This window comes from Gymnodinialimonas sp. 57CJ19 (assembly GCF_038396845.1).
Lineage (GTDB): Bacteria > Pseudomonadota > Alphaproteobacteria > Rhodobacterales > Rhodobacteraceae > Gymnodinialimonas.
The window spans coordinates 19,409-34,047 of sequence record NZ_CP151587.1; the positions used below are offsets into that span (position 1 = coordinate 19,409).

The 14,639-nt window shown below is 62.7% G+C and carries 15 protein-coding genes; 7 read left to right on the forward strand and 8 right to left on the reverse strand.

Features of this window, described 5'->3' with window-relative positions; genetic code table 11:
• Positions 1 to 3: 3 nt before the first annotated feature.
• Together AADW23_RS00095 and AADW23_RS00100 are read right to left on the reverse strand one after the other, a co-directional pair.
• The gene (locus AADW23_RS00095; protein ID WP_341862498.1) at positions 4 to 1,203 is read right to left on the reverse strand and encodes a biopolymer transporter ExbB; all 1,200 of its coding nucleotides are present in this window, start codon (positions 1,201 to 1,203) and stop codon (positions 4 to 6) included.
• Positions 1,204 to 1,279: 76 nt separating this feature from the next.
• Entirely contained in the window at positions 1,280 to 1,822 is a 543-nt protein-coding gene (locus tag AADW23_RS00100) for a gamma-glutamylcyclotransferase (RefSeq protein WP_341862499.1), read from the reverse strand.
• 59 nt (positions 1,823 to 1,881) lie between these two features.
• Here AADW23_RS00100 and AADW23_RS00105 point away from each other — a divergent pair, with 59 nt between their 5' ends.
• Complete coding sequence (locus tag AADW23_RS00105; protein WP_341862500.1) at positions 1,882 to 2,898, forward strand: DUF2125 domain-containing protein; 1,017 nt, start codon at positions 1,882 to 1,884, stop codon at positions 2,896 to 2,898.
• Here the strand turns inward: AADW23_RS00105 and AADW23_RS00110 are convergent.
• The 4 genes from AADW23_RS00110 to AADW23_RS00125 all read right to left on the reverse strand — a co-directional run bounded on the left by AADW23_RS00110 (position 2,895) and on the right by AADW23_RS00125 (position 8,138).
• Positions 2,895 to 3,863, reverse strand: coding sequence for an extensin family protein (locus tag AADW23_RS00110; RefSeq protein ID WP_341862501.1), 969 nt, complete (start codon positions 3,861 to 3,863; stop codon positions 2,895 to 2,897). The genes AADW23_RS00105 and AADW23_RS00110 overlap by 4 nt on opposite strands.
• Complete coding sequence (locus AADW23_RS00115) at positions 3,860 to 4,792, reverse strand: prephenate/arogenate dehydrogenase family protein (protein WP_341862502.1); 933 nt, start codon at positions 4,790 to 4,792, stop codon at positions 3,860 to 3,862. Before AADW23_RS00115 ends, AADW23_RS00110 begins: the two co-directional genes overlap by 4 nt.
• Positions 4,789 to 5,883, reverse strand: coding sequence for a histidinol-phosphate transaminase (gene hisC / locus AADW23_RS00120; protein ID WP_341862503.1), 1,095 nt, complete (start codon positions 5,881 to 5,883; stop codon positions 4,789 to 4,791). The genes AADW23_RS00115 and hisC overlap by 4 nt, the downstream gene beginning before the upstream one ends.
• 65 nt (positions 5,884 to 5,948) lie before the next feature.
• A complete protein-coding gene (locus AADW23_RS00125) occupies positions 5,949 to 8,138 on the reverse strand; it encodes a primosomal protein N' (RefSeq protein WP_341862504.1) in 2,190 nt (729 codons plus the stop codon).
• A 75-nt stretch (positions 8,139 to 8,213) separates the two neighbouring features.
• Here AADW23_RS00125 and fsa point away from each other — a divergent pair, with 75 nt between their 5' ends.
• The 6 genes from fsa to AADW23_RS00155 all read left to right on the forward strand — a co-directional run bounded on the left by fsa (position 8,214) and on the right by AADW23_RS00155 (position 12,710).
• Positions 8,214 to 8,867, forward strand: a complete 654-nt coding sequence (gene fsa, locus AADW23_RS00130) for a fructose-6-phosphate aldolase (protein ID WP_341862505.1) — start codon at positions 8,214 to 8,216, stop codon at positions 8,865 to 8,867.
• A 96-nt stretch (positions 8,868 to 8,963) separates the two neighbouring features.
• Positions 8,964 to 9,530, forward strand: a complete 567-nt coding sequence (locus AADW23_RS00135) for a fasciclin domain-containing protein (protein WP_341862506.1) — start codon at positions 8,964 to 8,966, stop codon at positions 9,528 to 9,530.
• Positions 9,531 to 9,676: 146 nt separating this feature from the next.
• Complete coding sequence (msrB, locus tag AADW23_RS00140) at positions 9,677 to 10,162, forward strand: peptide-methionine (R)-S-oxide reductase MsrB (protein WP_341862507.1); 486 nt, start codon at positions 9,677 to 9,679, stop codon at positions 10,160 to 10,162.
• Between the two features lie 125 nt (positions 10,163 to 10,287).
• Positions 10,288 to 11,031: a DUF484 family protein gene (locus AADW23_RS00145; protein ID WP_341862508.1), complete on the forward strand. Its 744-nt coding sequence runs from the start codon at positions 10,288 to 10,290 to the stop codon at positions 11,029 to 11,031.
• The gene (locus AADW23_RS00150; protein WP_341862509.1) at positions 11,028 to 11,951 is read left to right on the forward strand and encodes a tyrosine recombinase XerC; all 924 of its coding nucleotides are present in this window, start codon (positions 11,028 to 11,030) and stop codon (positions 11,949 to 11,951) included. The genes AADW23_RS00145 and AADW23_RS00150 overlap by 4 nt, the downstream gene beginning before the upstream one ends.
• 63 nt (positions 11,952 to 12,014) lie before the next feature.
• A complete protein-coding gene (locus AADW23_RS00155) occupies positions 12,015 to 12,710 on the forward strand; it encodes a CDP-alcohol phosphatidyltransferase family protein (RefSeq protein WP_341862510.1) in 696 nt (231 codons plus the stop codon).
• A gap of 78 nt (positions 12,711 to 12,788) precedes the next feature.
• Here AADW23_RS00155 and AADW23_RS00160 read toward each other — a convergent pair whose 3' ends face one another.
• Positions 12,789 to 13,583 carry an inositol monophosphatase family protein gene (locus tag AADW23_RS00160; protein WP_341862511.1) on the reverse strand — a complete coding sequence of 265 codons (795 nt, stop codon included), beginning with the start codon at positions 13,581 to 13,583 and terminating at the stop codon, positions 12,789 to 12,791.
• Positions 13,584 to 13,697: 114 nt separating this feature from the next.
• Positions 13,698 to 14,606 (reverse strand): LysR family transcriptional regulator, encoded by a 909-nt coding sequence (locus AADW23_RS00165; RefSeq protein WP_341862512.1) that lies wholly within the window; start codon positions 14,604 to 14,606, stop codon positions 13,698 to 13,700.
• Between the last annotated feature and the right edge of the window lie 33 nt (positions 14,607 to 14,639).

The following is a 14,639-nucleotide window of genomic DNA, read 5'->3' on the forward strand; positions in this document are numbered from 1 at the left end:
GGCCTAGCCGTCCCCGCGCTGCCGCGCTCGGGCTGCGGCGGGGGCACGGGCGGCTTGGGTCAGGGCCTGCAACGCCTCGGTCAACTGCGCCATATCACCGCGAAGGCCCATGATTTCTGCATCGCGGCTGGCCCCGATTTCCTCGGCCATCTTGAACAATTGCACGTCGATGGACCGCAACCTGTTGCGGGATTCGTCATCAAGCCCCTGCTCTGCTGCCATCCCATCCAATGCGGCGGCCAAACGATCCTGCGCCGTGGCCAGACGTTCGGTCGCCGACACCTGCCCCGGCCCCAGGCGTTCAGTCAGCCCGTCAATGCTTTGGGCAAGGGTCAGCACCCGTTGCTCGGTCGCGGCACGGCGGGTTTCAGATTGGGCGAACAGCGATTGCAGCGTGTCCATCTGATCGACCATATGATCCAGCACCGTCGCAATGGCCGCTTTATCAATCGCCCCGTCTCCGTCCCCCGAAAACGAGACACGGGTGATGGAGGCCAGCCATTCTTCCAACTCGCGGTAGAAACGGTTTTGGCCGTGGCCCGCGTAAAGCTCTAGCAGGCCCACAACCAACGATCCCGCAAGGCCCAGAAGCGACGAGGCAAAGGCCGTGCCCATGCCGCCCAATTGGTCATCCAACCCGTCCATGAGGCGGCCAAAGACGGCAAGCCCCTCTTCCCCGTCGGTGGGTTGCAGGGACCGGATGGTTTCCACCACCGCAGGAACGGTCGTGGCGAGGCCGAAGAATGTGCCCAAAAGGCCCAAGAAGATCAGCAGGTTGGCGATGTAGCGCGTGATGTCGCCGCTTTCTTCCATCCGCGCACCGACACTATCAAGGATCGACTTGGCCGAGGCGGGCGTCACCTGCGTCCGTGATCCGCGCAACCGCGCGACGCCGGATATCGCTGCCAAAAGGCGCGGCGGCGTATCGTCATTGTCGGCTTTCGAGCCGCCCGCCAACTGCTCGATCCAAGCGACCGAGGAGAACAATTGGATGACCTGGAAGAATGTGGCACAGACGCCGACCACGAAAACGACACCAATTGTGCCGTTCAAGTAAGGCGAGGTCAGGAACACGTCCTGCACCCTTGGCCACACCAAAATACCCCCCGCCACCACAAGGGCGAGGATGATCAGCATCAGAACAATCTGCTGCGTGGGTCGTGTGAAACGGGCGGCTCCTGCGCCCTCTCTGCTGCTCGCCATGGGGTTTGTCTCAACCGCTCTTTTGACTTGTCTCGGCGACTATACACAGATGCAGGGGTTCACGCCAACAAAAGCCTCAGGCGGGGGCTTTCATTGTGCGAACCATGTCCACCAGCGCCTCCAGGTCGGCGTCACCGATGCCCAGTTCAGTCAGCTGCGCGGCGGTATTGTAGAGGTATTCGTCATTCGGCCCGCGCCCGCCGACCGCGTCCGCAATGATCCGCGCCTGACGCTCCAGCGGGTGTTGGCAGTATTGCACGTGGTCGCGGTTGATCACATAGGTCAGCACGTCTTCCTGCACCGTCCCGTCGCGGAACCGAAGTGGCAACCGCGCTTCGATATAGGCGGAAGAAATCAGCTCTCGCTCGCGTAGGTAGGCCAGTGTGGCTTCTTCTGTGCCCGGCTCCGCGCGCAGGGCCAAACCGTCGCAACAGGCGTCTTTCGCCGCATCCAGGGCCAGGACCAGACCGGGGTCATCCTCGGTCCCGCGATGGTGGATAGAGGTCATGCAGAATGACCGATGCCACCCCTCCAACCGAGCGACGCGCGTTTCAGCGACGGAAAAGCCCGGATTCCACAAAAGTGATCCGTATCCGAATACCCAGAGAGCAGAGGTCATGCGATGGTCCTTGTCGTGCCCCGTCGCTATAGGCGATAGAGTTCCAGAAGGGGAGAGCGATGAAGCGGATTTTGATCGGGATTGTGGTTTTGGCGGGTTTGGCGATTGTCGCTTGGGGCGGCGGCGCGATGCTGACCGAAACCGCCGCGACACGCTGGATGGACGATCGCCGTGCCGATGGATGGGTGGCGAACGCGTCCGACATCTCGGTCGGCGGCTTCCCGCTTCGGTTCACCATATTATTCGAAGATGTAGAGCTGGCAGACCCCGGCACTGGTCTAGCATGGTCGGTCGCCTCTTTGGAGTTGCAGCAAGACGTCTTCCGTCTTGACCGGATCACAGCGCGATGGCCCGCCGCGCAGATCATTGCATCTCCGTTTGAAAGGTTAACCGTGGCGTCGCCCGACACGGAAGACCTGCATGTGTCTGCCATGTTGGATGTGCAGCCCACCAACCGCTTCGCGTTGGACGCAATGACCGCCGAAACCGGGGCGTTACACGTCACCTCTAGCGAAGGGTGGGAAACGCGATGGCAGGAAGGCACGCTGAACGTGGCGCGGGTTGAGGGCACTGACACGACCTATGACCTGTCCGCGCGGGCCGCCGCGATGGTGCCGCCTCAAGTATGGCGCACGCGGTTGGACCCGGCCGGTCTGTTGCCTGAGACGATCCAATTTGCCGAGGTTCGCGCGACAGCAACTTTCGATGCGCCATGGGACATGGACGCAGTGGAACGCGCCCGCCCACAAGTGACTGCATTGGATATTGACGACGTCAGCATGGCTTGGGGCGATATGCTGTTTCGCGCCACAGGAACGTTGGAAGTTACCCCCGGTGGCATCCCGGAAGGCGAGCTTTCGGTAAGGGCCGAAAATTGGGCCGCAATGGTCGATCTGGCCAGCAACGCGGGCATCGTGCCCGACCGTATTCGCGCCACCGCTGAGGCTATGTTGCAGGTCTTGGCCGGGATGACAGGCCGCCCCGAAAACATCGACGCGACGCTGACTTTTTCCAACGGGCGCATGTTTGTCGGCCCGTTGCCCATTGGGCCCGCCCCAAGCCTGCGCCTGCGTTAACGGCAGTAGGCGCCGGATCGGTAAGAGGCCACATCGAAGTGGAAGTGGTCTTGATGGAAGCGGTCCGACTCGGGCCCCAGAACCGTGCCGAAAGTGCCGCAGGCGGCCTCGTGCAGGTTGCGCATGACCGTGGCATTGCCGCCGCGCCAATCGCTCAACACGCTGAGTTCAGTGCCATTTTGCAGGCCGATGCCGCCGATATCAATCGCATTGCCGGTCGCATGTTCCGACAGGCGCGCGCCGGGTCGAGAGTTCCGCGTGCGGCACGCGTAAGACGCCATGACCCGCATATTCGCCATGCCGCCGCCAGTGCCGCCAATGATCTCATCGGCGTCCAGCACCCATTCGCTCAGGGATTGGGCGGCGGTGCAGTTGATGGTGGCGGGCGTCGTCAGCTCAACCCCGTGGACGACGCGCAGACGCACCGCATTGGGAATGCCGCAGCCGCTGATCCGGCCGGTCACAGACTCGATCTCTTCGCCCTGCAACCCGACGACACCGCACAAAGTGCCGGTGTTGCGCCCCGGCTGTGCCACGCGGCCGGGCGTGTTGCGGGTTGCGGCGGCGCGGACGCGTTCCTCAAGCCCCTCAGGGCGGAAAAGCGGGCGCAGGGATTGAGTGATCGCCAAGGTCGAGCCGCCACTGGCCCCGCCCCTTCCGGCAACGGTGGTGGTTTCCCCGCGTGGACGGAACAAGCCGGTAATGCCGCGCGGCCTCTCTGGTGCCGGGGCTTCTCCGGCGGGCACAGTGCCGACATCAGCGCCTTGCACTGCTGCGGCGATTGCGCCCGGCCCCACGCTCGACGGCACCGGGATGCCGCTGCCCGGACGCGCAGCGGGTCTGCTCGATACGCCGGGCGCAAGGTCGGTAGCCGTAATCACCCGCACTTCTGCCGATTGCGCCCAAGGCGCCGTGGGCGCGACGGTCAGAACGGCCAGAACAGATAGAACGCGACGGAGGGTCATGACTTGTCTTCCTTCTTCGTCACCGTACGTCCGAAATTGGGGGCATCCGTATCTTGTCCGGCCTCGATAATGCCGCGCCGAATCGCGCGGGTACGGGTGAAATAGGCGTGCAGATGATCGCCGTCCCCTTTGCGGATCGCCCGTTGCAGGGCGAACAATTCCTCGGTGAAGCGACCTAGAATTTCCAGTGTAGCCTCTTTGTTGGACAAAAACACGTCACGCCACATCGTCGGGTCTGACGCGGCAATCCGGGTGAAGTCACGGAAACCCGTGGCCGAATACTTGATGACCTCCTGATCCGTCACACGGCGCAGATCATCGGCCACGCCCACCATCGTATAGGCAATCAGGTGCGGCGCATGAGAGGTCACGGCCAGCACCAGATCATGTCGCTCGGGTTCCATCTCTTCCACCAGCGCGCCGCAGCCTTCCCAAAGCGCGCGCAACCGCGCTGTGGCCGTGGTGTCGGTGTCCGGCTGCGGGGTGAGCAACACGTAGCGGTTTTCAAAAAGCTCGGCGAAGCCCGAATGAGGCCCTGAATACTCGGTGCCCGCCAACGGGTGGCCGGGCACGAAATGCACATGGGCGGGCAGATGCGGGCCGACGGCATCGACAACCGCCTGCTTGACCGAGCCCACATCCGTGACCGTAGCGCCCTTCGCCAGATGCGGAGCAATCTCTGCCGCGACGGCGGCCATTGCGCCCACGGGCACCGCCAACACGACAAGGTCTGCGCCCGCCACAGCCTCGGCCATTGTGTCGGTGATCCGGTCACACAGGTCTATCTCTGCCGCGATGGCGCGGGTTTCAGCGGACCGCGCCGTGCCGACGATTTCGCCCGCCAGACCCGCGCGGCGCATGGCATGCGCCATGGAGCCTGCGATCAAACCAAGCCCGATCAATGCGACGCGGTTGTAAAGCACGCTCATGCCGCCACCATCGTGGTGAGGGACGCCAAAACGCGGCTGTTATCCTCGGGCCGTCCCACGGTGATCCGCAAACAATCGGGTAGCCCATAGGACTTGGGCGCGCGCACAATAATGCCATCGGTTTTCAAATGCGCGTCGGCTGCGTCGGCGGCAGCTTCATCCTTGAAGCGGGCCAGCACGAAATTGGCGTGGCTGTCATCGCAAGCAATGCCCAACTGCCGCAAGCCGCCCACCAGACGGGCGCGTTCCTCGGCGTTGATGCGCAGGCATTCCGCCACCCAATCCACATCGCGCACGGCGGCCTCGGCCCCGGCAAGCGCCATTGCGCTAAGGTTGAATGGCCCGCGAATACGGTTGAGCGTATCAATGACATGACGCGGCCCGTAACCGTAGCCCACCCTCAGGCCCCCAAGCCCGTAAACCTTTGAAAACGTACGTGTCATCACGACATTGTCGCGGGCTTCCACCAAGGATTTGCCGCCGTCGTAGCCCTCCGCGAACTCCACGTAAGCCCCGTCCAGGATCAGCAGACACTGATCGGGCAAGGCGTCGGCAAGGCGCGTGATCTCGCCGTTGTCGAGCATCGTGGCGCAGGGGTTGGAGGGGTTGGCGATGAAGATCAACCGCGTGGCGGGCGTGATCCCCGCAATAAGCGCGTCCACATCGACGCGGCGGGTGTCCTCGGCCACCACAACGGGCGTGGCCCCTGCGGCCTTGGCGGCGATCGGATACATGCCGAAGCCGTGTTCGGTATAAAGCACCTCGTCCCCCGGCCCGGCGTAGGCTTGGCACAGGAAGTGGATCACTTCGTCGGAGCCCACGCCGCAGATGATGTTGTCGGCTTGCAGGCCGTAAATTTCCGCAATCGCGCCGCGCAAGTCCGCGTGGTCGATGGAGGGGTAGCGGTGCGCCATCGCCGCCGCGTCAGCCATCGCCTTCACGGAGGCGGGTGACGGCCCAAAAGGGTTCTCGTTCGAGGAGAGTTTCAACGGCGCCGCATGGCCCGCGATCTTCGAGGCTCCGCCCTGATACAGCGCAATGTCGAGGATGCCGGGTTGCGGGCGAATCGGGGCGATCTTGGGCGCGGTCATAATGTTCGTATCCGTTTACGGTTTCGAAAGGTTCTAACGCGCACGCCCGCGCGGGGGAACCGTTTTCAAAAGAAGTTCTGCGGGTCGATGTCGATGGACAGACGCAGGTGTCCGGGCAGTTTTAACCCATGCGTCCAACGGCTTAGCGCCGGTTGCAGGGCCACGCCCTTGGGGGCCTTGACCAGAAGCCGCACCCGGTGCCGTCCGCGCACCCGCGCAATGGGTGCGGGCGCAGGCCCGTAGACGATGCCGCCCACGTCGCGGATCGGCGTGTCGTTGCGGGCCAAATGGGTGCCCAGATCAAAGGCGGCGGCGGCCTCGGTGCTGCTAATGACGATCCCGGCAAGCCGTCCGAAAGGGGGCATGCCCGCCGCGTCCCGCTCAGCGGCTTCGGTGCGCCAGAAGCCTTCCTCATCGCCCGAAAGAATCGCCCGGATCACCGGGTGTTCGGGTTGAAATGTCTGGAGCAACGCCTGCCCCGGCTTGTCCGCGCGGCCCGCCCGGCCCGCTACCTGTCGCATCAGTTGAAACGTTCGCTCGGCGGCGCGCAGGTCGCTGCCTTGCAGGCCTAAATCCGCATCCACAACACCCACCAAGGTTAGCCGGGGAAAGTTGTGTCCCTTGGCCACCAATTGTGTGCCGATAATCAAGTCGGTATCGCCGTGAGCCAACTCCTCAATCTGTTGCTTCAACGCGCGGGCAGAGCCGAACAGGTCCGACGACAAGATCGCGGTTTTCGCGTCTGGGAACGCGGCGGCGGCTTCTTCTGCGATACGTTCCACGCCGGGGCCTACGGCGGCCATTTTGCCTTCCACCTCGCACGACGGGCAGGCCTCGGGCATCGGTTTTGTCTCGCCGCATTGGTGGCAGATCAGGCGTTTCTGAAAGCGGTGCTCCACCATTCGCGCGTCGCAATGATCGCAGCCGACCATTTCCCCGCAGGCCCGGCAGAGCGTCACCGGCGCATAGCCGCGACGGTTGAGGAACAACAGCGCCTGCTCGCCCGCCTGCAACCTTGCCCCCACCGCACTTTGCAAACTGGGCGACAGCCACGACGAGCCCGGCAAATCCTCGGACCGCATGTCGATGGCGGCCATTTCCGGCAAGTCCTGCGGCCCGAACCGAGACACGAGGTTCAACCGCGTATATTTGCCCGCCTCGGCGTTCGCCCATGACTCGAGCGAGGGCGTGGCCGAGGCCAGAACCACCTGAGCGTCGTTCAACGACGCGCGTAAAACCGCCATATCACGGGCGTTGTAGCTGGCCCCTTCATCTTGCTTGTAGGAGGTGTCGTGTTCCTCATCCACGACGATCAAGCCAAGGTCTCGGTAGGGCAGGAACAGCGCAGACCTTGCCCCAACCACCAGTTGCGCATCGCCCTGGCCGACCATGCGCCAGCAGCGGCGGCGCTCGGTCATGGTGACGCCAGAGTGCCATTCGGCGGGCTCCGCCCCGAAACGCGCCTTCACACGAGTCAGGAACTCGGACGTGAGCGCGATTTCCGGCAGCAAAACGAGCGCTTGCCGCCCTTGGCGCAGACATTCCGCGACGGCTTCCAGATACACTTCCGTCTTGCCCGATCCGGTCACGCCTTTCAGCAAAACGGTGCCGTAACGGCGCGCGGCCAACCCCTCTTGCAACTGCCCGGCGGCGGCGGCCTGATCGTCGGTCAATTCCTTGCTTGGCAGGCTTGGGTCCAGCGTCAGATAGGGGGCATCGCGGGGGGTATCGACCTCTTCCACCACGCCCTGTTTCGCCAGCCCCTTCACGACCGAGGACGTGACGCCCGCAAGATCGCTGAGTTCTTTCAAGGTAAACCCAAGGCCGCCGTATTCCACCAAGGTCTCGATCACGCGGGTCCGCGCGGGCGTCACGCGGTCCGGCGCGCCTTGGCCCAAACGGTAGACCTTGCGCATCGATGGCGGGTCCGACAGGCCCGGCGCGCGGGTGGCCAGCCGCAACATCTGCGACATCGGCGTCAGCGTGTAGGCACCGGATTTCTCCAGAAACTCTCGCATTTCCAGACGCATGGGGGCTACGTCCAGAACACGGTTTACTTTGCGGACCTTCGCGATATCCCAATCGCCACGCCCCGGCCCCCAGACAACACCCAACACCTTGCGCGGCCCCAGTGGCACCTCGACATAGGCCCCAAGCCAACAGCCGCCCGCAGGCGCTTTGTAATCAAGCACGCGATCCAAGGGCTCTGCCGTCAGAACCCCCACCAAGTCGCCTTCGTCAAAATGCTCGTCCACGGCTTTCGGGCCACACCTGGTTGTTGTAGAAGGCCGCTAAATCATCACGTAATCCTCCTGAAAGGAACCAGCCTTATGAAATTCTTTGTGGATACCGCCGATATTGATGCGATCCGTGAACTGCACGGCCTTGGCATGGTGGATGGCGTTACAACCAACCCTTCGCTGATCATGAAATCTGGCCGCGACATCAAGGAAGTCACCGCCGAGATTTGCGACCTTGTTGATGGCCCGGTTTCCGCCGAGACCGTTGCGCTGGACGCCGATGGCATGATCGCCGAGGGCCGCGAGCTGGCCAAGATCGCCGAAAACATCGCCATCAAGGTGCCGCTCACATGGGCCGGACTTCAGGCCTGCAAGGTGCTGTCCGGCGAAGGCCGCATGGTTAACGTGACGCTTTGCTTCTCGGCCAATCAGGCGCTTTTGGCGGCCAAGGCCGGCGCGACATTTATTTCCCCGTTCGTGGGGCGGCTGGATGACATCAACATCGACGGCATGGATCTGATCGCCGAAATTCGCCAGATCTACGACAACTACGGTTTCGATACCGAGATTCTCGTGGCGTCCATCCGTACCGCGAACCACATGAAAGACGCCGCTTTGATCGGTGCCGACGTGGCAACGGCCCCTCCCGGTGTCATCAAGGCAATGGCCAACCACGTGCTGACCGACAAAGGCCTTGATGCCTTCATGGCCGATTGGGCCAAAACCGGGCAAAGCATCGTGTAACGAAGACGTTACCTCGGACCTGAAACTTTCTCCCGCCCCCATCGTGGCTCTTAGCATCATCGGCATTCAGGCCGACTGCTAAAAAGGGAGAACTTCATGTCCATCACGACCAAAGCAACCACGGCCCTCGGCGCCGCCGCCTTCATTCTGGCTGGCGCCGTGGCAGCCTCCGCGCAATCCAATCCCACCGTCGGTGGCGCGCCGATGTTGGCCGAGCGCAACATCGTAGAGAACGCGGTTAATTCTCCGATCCACACCACGCTTGTGGCTGCCGTGACCGAGGCGGGCCTTGTCGAGACGCTTGCCGGCCCCGGCCCCTTCACCGTCTTTGCTCCGACCGATGACGCGTTCGCAGCGTTGCCCGCGGGTTCCGTCGAAGCTCTGCTCGAGCCCCGCAACAGCGGTCGCCTTGCACAGATCCTGACCTGTCACGTTGTGGCGGCCGAGGCTTTCTCTTCTGCCATCGGTGGCATGATTGCCGATGACGGAGGCGCGCATCCGATCGAAACTGTCGGTGGCTGTGTCTTTACGGCACGTATGTCCAACGGCCGGATCATGATCGAGGACGAGCAGGGCCGCATGGCTACGGTGACGATCGCCGATGTCGACCAATCCAACGGCGTGATCCACGTCATCGACACCGTGCTGTTGCCCTCCGGGTAAACGCTGCCGATCAATCCGCGCCCCGGCCCTGTATACCTGATGGGCAGCGGCTGGGGCGCGGTGTCTCGATCACAGGGCATCCCTGTCTGCGCGCATTCAGTTGCCCCGCTACTGCCTTTCCAGTTCCCTTATTCGGAGGAATTTCCATGTACCGTCGCGCTTTTCTCTTCGCCAGCTCCGCCGCTGTCACATTGGGCGCAATGGTGCGCCCCGGCGCCGCCACGTCCCTTGCCGAAGGCCCGTTTGAAATAACCCGAACCGATGCAGAATGGCGCAATCTTCTGAGCGATGCGGAATATGCCATCCTGCGCGGAGCCGAAACGGAACGCGCCTATACCAGCCCCCTGAACGACGAAAACCGCGCGGGCAATTTCCTGTGTGGTGGCTGTGATCTGCCAGTCTATGCCGCCGAACATAAGTTCGACAGCGGCACCGGTTGGCCCAGTTTCACCCAAGCCTTGCCCAATGCCATTGGCACGATGGAAGACCGCAGCTCGATCTTCCAGGTGCGGACGGAGTGCCACTGCCGCCGCTGCGGCAGCCACCTTGGTCATGTTTTCGACGACGGCCCCGCCCCCACGGGCATGCGCCATTGCATCAACGGACTTGCCCTGAACTTCCGCCCCGCCTGACCCGGCGGCACCGCGATCTGAGGCCGGGCGGACACAGTTTGGCGGGCTTCGGCAAATTTTTCGCGCAATATGTGCGGGCTGCGGTATAAGCTGACCCTAACGATAAAAAAGTTGAGGCAGTATTAATGAGCAGCACCGAGGCGGAAGCCCCGCTCGATTCCCTTGTGAATGGACCTGATTCTGACTGGCGCGACCGGGCGCTGGCGGACCCTGAACTGATCCTCGAAGATCGCGACCTGATGCGCGCGCTGATCGCCGCCAACGACCGTCAGATGGGCGGCAATATCGTTGATATGCGCGGTATTGCGATGGAGCGTTTGCAAAATCGCTTGGATCGGCTGGAAGACACGCACCGCTCTGTCATTGCGGCGGCTTACGAAAATCTTGCGGGCACCAATCAAATCCACCGCTCCATCATCCGCATGTTGGACGCCAAGGAATTCACCGAATTCCTGACGCTTCTGGGCACCGACATCGCCAGCATTCTGCGCGTGGACCGGGTGCGGTTGGTGTTGGAAAGCGCCGAAGCGACCGAGACCGAGGCCCCCAAGGTGCAGAAGTTGGAAGACGTGCTGACCGTTGTGGCTCCCGGCTTCGTCAAAGATTACGTTACCGGCGGGCGCGATGTGCCCCACCGCCAAGTCAGCCTGCGGCAAGTGGGCGGAGATGCGGAACGAATTTTCGGTGAGGCGTCGCGGTGGATTCACTCCGAAGCGTGCCTGACCCTTGATCTGGGCGAAGGCCGCCTGCCCGGCCTGTTGGTCATGGGCGCCGAAGACCCGCATCAGTTCCGCCCCTCCCAAGGGACTGATTTGCTGACCTTCTTTGCAGGTGCCTTTGAGCGCCTCATGCGCGGCTGGCTCGATTGAGCCTGTCCCTGACCCCAGCGGTCCGGGACTTGCTGGACGCGTGGCTGACCCACCTGCGCGGCGTGCGCGGGCGGGCCAAGGCCACGTTGACGGCCTATGCCGCCGATGTCAGAGAATTCCTGGCCTTTCAGGCAGACCATCTGGGCGGTGCCCCCGGCCCCGCGGGGCTGCGCGGGTTGCAGACGCGCGATTTGCGGGCCTGGATGGCGGCGCAACGGGCCCGAGATGTGGGTGCGCGGTCTTTGGCGCGGCGGTTGTCGGCCGTGAAAGCGTTCTACAAGTGGTGGGCAGATCGTGACGGCTTTGATGCCACTGCCGTTTTATCCATGCGCGCACCCAAACACATCCGCCGCCTGCCCCGCCCTCTGACGGAAGGCGGCGCAAAGGACATGATCTTAGGCGTTGCGGATCAGGACGAACGCGATTGGGTTCAGGCCCGAGACATGGCTGTGGTCACGCTGCTATACGGCTGCGGCTTACGGATTTCCGAGGCGCTTGGCCTTGACGCCGCCCACGCTCAACTGCCCGGCGTGTTACGCATCACCGGCAAGGGCGGAAAAGAGCGAGAGGTGCCGGTGCTGCCCGCTGCCCAAGAGGCGACAGCGAAATACGCCCGCCTCTGCCCCCATGATCTTGCCCCCGGAACGCCCTTGTTTCGCGCAATCCGAGGGGGGGCTCTTGGCCCCCGCGCCGTGGCTTTGGTGATGGAGAAGACCCGGATGCAGCTTGGCCTGCCCGCAACCGCCACGCCCCATGCAATGCGCCATTCCTTCGCCACCCATCTGCTGGATGCGGGCGGCGACCTGCGGGCCATTCAGGAACTTCTGGGTCATGCCTCCCTTTCCACGACACAGGCCTACACGGCCGTGGATACTGCTCGCCTGTTGGAGGTCTACAACGCCGCCCATCCCAAGGCGTGATGTTTTTTTCCGTCAGATCACAGAAGCTTGCAAACCCGGCCACAAAAGGGCATCGAAGCTGCCATGCGATTTAGAGCTTACTCCGTACATTTGTTTACCGCCGCCGGGGCGTCGCTTGCGATGCTGGCGCTTCTGGAAGCCGCCCAACAAGATTGGGCGATGATGACGATCTGGCTGACTGTGGCGTTCATTGTGGATGGCATAGACGGCCCCTTGGCCCGGCGCTACGACGTGACGACCAACGCGCCCGTCATTGACGGCGTGCTTCTGGACCTGATCATCGACTTCCTCACCTATGTGATGATCCCGGCCTATGCGATTTATGGCTCTGGCCTGTTGCCGGGCTGGCCGGGCTGGCTTGTTGTATTGCTGATCCCCTTCGCCTCATCGCTCTATTTTGCCGATACGCGCATGAAGACGGCGGACAAGTCGTTCCGAGGGTTTCCAGGCTGTTGGAACATGGTGGCCTTGGCCACATTGGTAATCGTGCCGCCCCCTCCGGTGATCCTTGGCATCGTTCTGGTGCTGTCGGCGGCGCAATTCCTGAACCTGAAGTTTGTCCACCCCGTGCGCACCGCACGCTGGCGCTTCGTGTCGCTTCCCGTCGCGCTGGTTTGGGTGACGTCTATCGCCTATGCGGCTTGGACGGATTTCGCATCGAACCCGGTTCTGACGGCAGTGGTCACGGTCACATCGGTGTACCTGCTGGCCGCAGGCATCGCGCAGCAGGTCATCTACGACCGCGGCTACGCAAGGTAGCACGCAGCCCCAAGGGGCCCGCGGCTTCCTGCGTGTTTTGTGGGATTTGTGGCAATTGGGGGCCCTAAGGCCCGCGCTTTAGTCCCGCGTACGGATGACTTTGGCGAATTGATCAAAGATCGCTTCAGTGCCGCAGATCAGGTGGCCGTCTTCCAGCAACGACTGATCTTCGCGGATCGGCTCCACAAAGGCGCCAGCCTCACGGGCGATCAGGATACCCGCCGCGATGTCCCAAGGCTTCAGGTTGTATTCCCAGTAGCCTTCGAAACGCCCCGCCGCGACCCAGCAGAGGTCCAGAGAGGCGGCCCCGTTGCGGCGCATCCCGGAACACAAAGGCATCAAGCGTGCCAAGTCTCGCAAGACGCCGGGCAGGTAGCGACCGCCATCGGGGGGAAAGCCTGCGGCAAAAACAGCCTCAGACATCCGTTTGCGCGCCGAGACCCGCAGACGTTGCGTGTCATTCAACCAAGCACCCGCACCCTTTTCGGCGAAGAACATCTCATCCTTGGCCGGGTCATAGACCACGCCGGCGACAATCTCGCCTTTGTGTTCCAGAGCAATGGAAATCGCCCAATGGGGCATCGCGTGAAGAAAGTTGGTGGTGCCATCGAGGGGATCAACGATCCAGCGCCGGGTGGGGTCTTTGCCGATGATTTCGGCCTCTTCCTCGCCAAGGAACCCGTAATTGGGACGCGCGGCCATCAGTTCTTCCTTGATAACCTGCTGCGCCGCCCGGTCCGCGCGGCTCACGAAGTCGCCCGGTCCCTTGGACGAGACCTGCAACTGCTCGACTTCACGGAAGTCTTTTTGCAATGAGCGCGCCGCCATACGGGCGGCTTTGATCATCACGTTGAGATTGGCGGAGCCTTGCATCGGATTTCCTTCTAAGTCAGGCGCGATCCTATAGACCTCGTACCTGCCCGTGCCAAGGGGCGCACCAAACTCTTGCAAGAGTTTGTCCAGACCTTTGCAAAGGTCTGGGGCGGTCTAGGCGCGCCGTTGCAGTTTTGGCGGCTCGGTTCTGCAGAGTTTCAGGACGTGGGACATGAAGGGTTTCGCTGTGTCCTCGGACCTTGTCGCGCCGTAGAGGCGGCGGGTCAGGCCGGTTTCAGTCAGGGACTTGGTGACAAGGGACTGGCTGCCCGCGGCGTCGCGAACGACCCAATCGGGCAGAACCGACACGCCGCGGCCCGATGCCACAAGTAGCAAGATCACGGCAGAAAGCTCCACCTGGCGCACGGCTTTGGGCTCGATCCCTGCTGGAAACAGCAGTTGGCTAAACACATCAAGGCGCGGTCGGTCCACGGGGTAGGTGATCAGCGTTTGGTCGGCGAAATCCTCGGCTGCGATGAAGGGTTTGGAGGCCAAAGGATGATCGGCGGCGCAAACGAAGACGGGCTCATAGTCGAACAGAGGGGTAAAATCGGTGCCGGAGATATCCTCCGGGTCCGAGGAGACGACCATATCCACATCTTGGCGGTTGAGGGCGGGAAGCGCCTCGAATTGCAAGCCGGGGCGGATATCGACGTCTACGTCGGGCCATGTCTGGCGGAAGGCCTCCAGCACCGGAAGCAGCCAATCGAAACAGGCGTGGCATTCGATCGCGATGTGGAGTCGCCCGGATTTACCGGCTCGCAATCCGGTGAAGTCTTCCTCCAGGGCCGCTACGCGGGGCAGGACCTCTTCGGCGAGGCGCAGCATCTTCATCCCGGCTGGTGACAAGCGCATGGGTTTGGAACGGCGGATGAAAAGCTCGAGCCCCGCTTGATCTTCCAGCCCCTTGATCTGATGGCTCAGCGCACTTTGGGTAATGTGCAGGCTGTCAGCGGCCTTCGCCAGGCCGCCCTCCTCATGGATGGCTTTGATCGTACGCAGGTGGCGGAACTCGATATGCATATGAAACTCATGTTGATGATGAGAGTTATGAAT

Excerpts from the sequence above, each read along its gene's own strand:
- AADW23_RS00095 (WP_341862498.1), bottom strand. The coding sequence starts at position 1,203 with ATGGCGAGCAGCAGAGAGGGCGCAGGAGCCGCCCGTTTCACACGACCC.
- AADW23_RS00100 (WP_341862499.1), bottom strand. The coding sequence starts at position 1,822 with ATGACCTCTGCTCTCTGGGTATTCGGATACGGATCACTTTTGTGGAAT.
- AADW23_RS00105 (WP_341862500.1), top strand. The coding sequence starts at position 1,882 with ATGAAGCGGATTTTGATCGGGATTGTGGTTTTGGCGGGTTTGGCGATT.
- AADW23_RS00110 (WP_341862501.1), bottom strand. The coding sequence starts at position 3,863 with ATGACCCTCCGTCGCGTTCTATCTGTTCTGGCCGTTCTGACCGTCGCG.
- AADW23_RS00115 (WP_341862502.1), bottom strand. The coding sequence starts at position 4,792 with ATGAGCGTGCTTTACAACCGCGTCGCATTGATCGGGCTTGGTTTGATC.
- hisC (WP_341862503.1), bottom strand. The coding sequence starts at position 5,883 with ATGACCGCGCCCAAGATCGCCCCGATTCGCCCGCAACCCGGCATCCTC.
- fsa (WP_341862505.1), top strand. The coding sequence starts at position 8,214 with ATGAAATTCTTTGTGGATACCGCCGATATTGATGCGATCCGTGAACTG.
- AADW23_RS00135 (WP_341862506.1), top strand. The coding sequence starts at position 8,964 with ATGTCCATCACGACCAAAGCAACCACGGCCCTCGGCGCCGCCGCCTTC.
- msrB (WP_341862507.1), top strand. The coding sequence starts at position 9,677 with ATGTACCGTCGCGCTTTTCTCTTCGCCAGCTCCGCCGCTGTCACATTG.
- AADW23_RS00145 (WP_341862508.1), top strand. The coding sequence starts at position 10,288 with ATGAGCAGCACCGAGGCGGAAGCCCCGCTCGATTCCCTTGTGAATGGA.
- AADW23_RS00155 (WP_341862510.1), top strand. The coding sequence starts at position 12,015 with ATGCGATTTAGAGCTTACTCCGTACATTTGTTTACCGCCGCCGGGGCG.
- AADW23_RS00160 (WP_341862511.1), bottom strand. The coding sequence starts at position 13,583 with ATGCAAGGCTCCGCCAATCTCAACGTGATGATCAAAGCCGCCCGTATG.
- AADW23_RS00165 (WP_341862512.1), bottom strand. The coding sequence starts at position 14,606 with ATGCATATCGAGTTCCGCCACCTGCGTACGATCAAAGCCATCCATGAG.